The organism is Erythrobacter sp., assembly GCF_023653175.1.
GTDB lineage: Bacteria > Pseudomonadota > Alphaproteobacteria > Sphingomonadales > Sphingomonadaceae > Erythrobacter.
Window position 1 is genome coordinate 1 of record NZ_JAMNXL010000287.1, and the last position, 2,558, is coordinate 2,558.

Annotated in this window: 2 protein-coding genes; both read left to right on the top strand. The window is 65.1% G+C overall.

What is annotated here, in order from left to right; translation table 11 throughout:
- The coding region (locus NBV68_RS18985; RefSeq protein ID WP_296313059.1) for an ATPase, T2SS/T4P/T4SS family at window positions 1-363 on the top strand (363 nt) is incomplete at its 5' end.
- Between the two features lie 226 nt (window positions 364-589).
- The coding region (locus NBV68_RS18990) for an RNA degradosome polyphosphate kinase (protein WP_296313062.1) at window positions 590-2,558 on the top strand (1,969 nt) is incomplete at its 3' end.

Here is a 2,558-nt window from a genome sequence, read left to right on the forward strand (position 1 = left end):
CTCGTTGCTGTGAAGGGCGAACTCGGCGAGGCCAAGGTCACCGCCAACGAGCTCCTCCAGGCCGCGCTGCGCCTGCGTCCCGACCGCATCGTGCTGGGCGAACTGCGCGGAAGCGAGAGCGTCAGCTTCCTGCGCGCGATCAACACCGGGCACCCGGGCAGCTTTTCGACGATCCACGCCAATTCCCTGCGCGGCGCATTGGAACAGCTTTCGCTGATGGTGATGCAGACCGGCATCGGCCTCACCCGTTCCGACACCATCGCCTATGCCGCGAGCGTGATCGACGTGATCGTGCAACTGGGCCGCGATGCCAACGGAAAGCGCGGGATTACTGCGATAGCGGACAGCCGGTCATTGGTGTGAGGCAGGCCGCCCCACAAGGCGCGCCTGACCTTGACGTTTGTGTGACAACTGTCTCCTTCGCATTTACACGTAAGCTGCTTGCGAACACATGCGCGCCCGGCGCATCATGGCGCGCAAGACAAGGCCTGGGCCGCAGCATCGCGGCAACAGGCGGGACAGGGAAGCGATGAGCACGTCACCGACCGGCACCGAACCCGCGCCCGCAGGCGCTGCGGGCACCACCCAGATGGCGGTACTGGGGCCGGACGAATCCCCCTATTTCAACCGCGAGCTTTCGTGGCTCCAGTTCAACCAGCGTGTCCTCGCCGAGGCCTGCAACGAGGCCTATCCGCTGCTTGAACGCGTTCGGTTCCTGTCGATTTCGGGCAGCAATCTCGACGAATTCATGATGATCCGCGTCGCGGGCCTCGTGGGGCAAGTGCAGCGCGGCTTCGAGGCGCCCTCGATCGACGGTCGTTCGCCCGCGCAGCAGCTGACCGCGATCCGCGATACGCTCGCGATCCTCTCGCAGCGCCAGCAGTCGATCTGGCGGAGCTTGCGCACAGGCCTCGCCGGGGCCGACATCCACGTTGCCGACGAGGAACGCGTCAGCCCCGAAGTGCACAAGTGGCTCAAGCGCTACTTCCTCAACGAGATCCTGCCGATCATCACCCCCCAGGCGCTCGATCCCGCGCACCCGTTCCCCTTCGTCCAGAACGAAGGCATGGGCCTGCTCTTCACCCTGACCCGCGATGCGACCGGCGAGCAGCTGATCGAGATGGTGCTGATCCCGAGCGCTTTGCCGCGCTTCGTGCGTGTGCCCGAAACGGTGACCAGCGCGGGATCGGGCAAGGGCGGGGTGCTCTACATGTCGATCGCGCGGCTGATCCAGCGCTATGCCGAGGCGCTGTTCCCGGGCTTCACGATCCAGGGTGACGGCCTGTTCCGCGTGCTGCGCGACAGCGACATCGAGATCGCCGAAGAGGCCGAGGACCTCGTGCGCACCTTCCGCAGCGCGATCCAGCGCAGAAGGCGCGGCCAGGTGATCCAGCTCGAGATCGAGGAGGATTTCGATCCCGCCGCCGAGGCCCTGCTGCTCGACCAGCTCGGCATCAACGAGGCCGCGCTGATCAAGACCGACGGAATGATCGGCATCGACGGCCTTGCCGAAATCGTCCGCGAGGATCGGCCCGACCTCAAGTTCGACGCCTATTCCCCGCGCTTGCCCGAACGCATCCGCGAGCATGACGGGGACGTCTTCTCGGCGATCCGCGAGAAGGACATCGTCATCCACCACCCCTATGAGAGCTTCGAGGTGGTGGTCGATTTCCTGCGGCAGGCGGCGGCCGACCCCGATGTGGTGGCGATCAAGCAGACGCTCTACCGCGCGGGCAGCCAGTCGGCGGTGATTGGCGCGCTGATCGAGGCGGCCGAGGCCGGCAAGTCGGTCACCGCGGTGGTGGAACTGAAGGCCCGCTTCGACGAGGAGCAGAACCTGCAATGGGCCAGCAAGCTCGAACGCGCCGGCGTGCAGGTGATCTACGGCTTCACCGACTGGAAGACCCACGCCAAGGTGGCGATGGTGGTGCGCCGCGAGGGTGAGGGGTTCCGCACCTATTGCCACTTCGGCACCGGCAACTACCACCCCGTCACCGCCAAGATCTACACTGACCTCAGCTTCTTCACCGCCGACCCCAAGATGGGGCGCGATGCGGCCAAGATGTTCAACTTCGTCACCGGCTATGTCGAGCCTCACGCCCTCGAACGGCTGCACATCGCGCCGATCGATTTGCGCCAGGAAATCTACGACCGCATCGATGCCGAGATCGCCAATGCCCAGAAGGGCAAGCCTGCCGCGGTCTGGATGAAGTGCAACCAGCTCACCGACGAAGGCATGATCGAACGGCTCTATGCCGCCAGCAACGCCGGAGTTCAGGTTGAACTGGTGGTGCGCGGGATCTGCTGTCTCAGGCCCGGGGTCGCCGGATTGTCCGAGAACATCCGCGTCAAATCGGTGATCGGCCGCTTCCTCGAACACAGCCGCATCTATGCCTTCGCGGGCGGCTACACGATGCCGAGTGCCCATGCCGCAGTGTTCATCGCCTCTGCCGACATGATGAGCCGCAATCTCGACCGCCGGGTCGAGACCCTGATCCCCATCCTCAACCGCACGGTTCACGATCAGGTGCTCCAGCAGGTGCTGCTCGCCAACATGC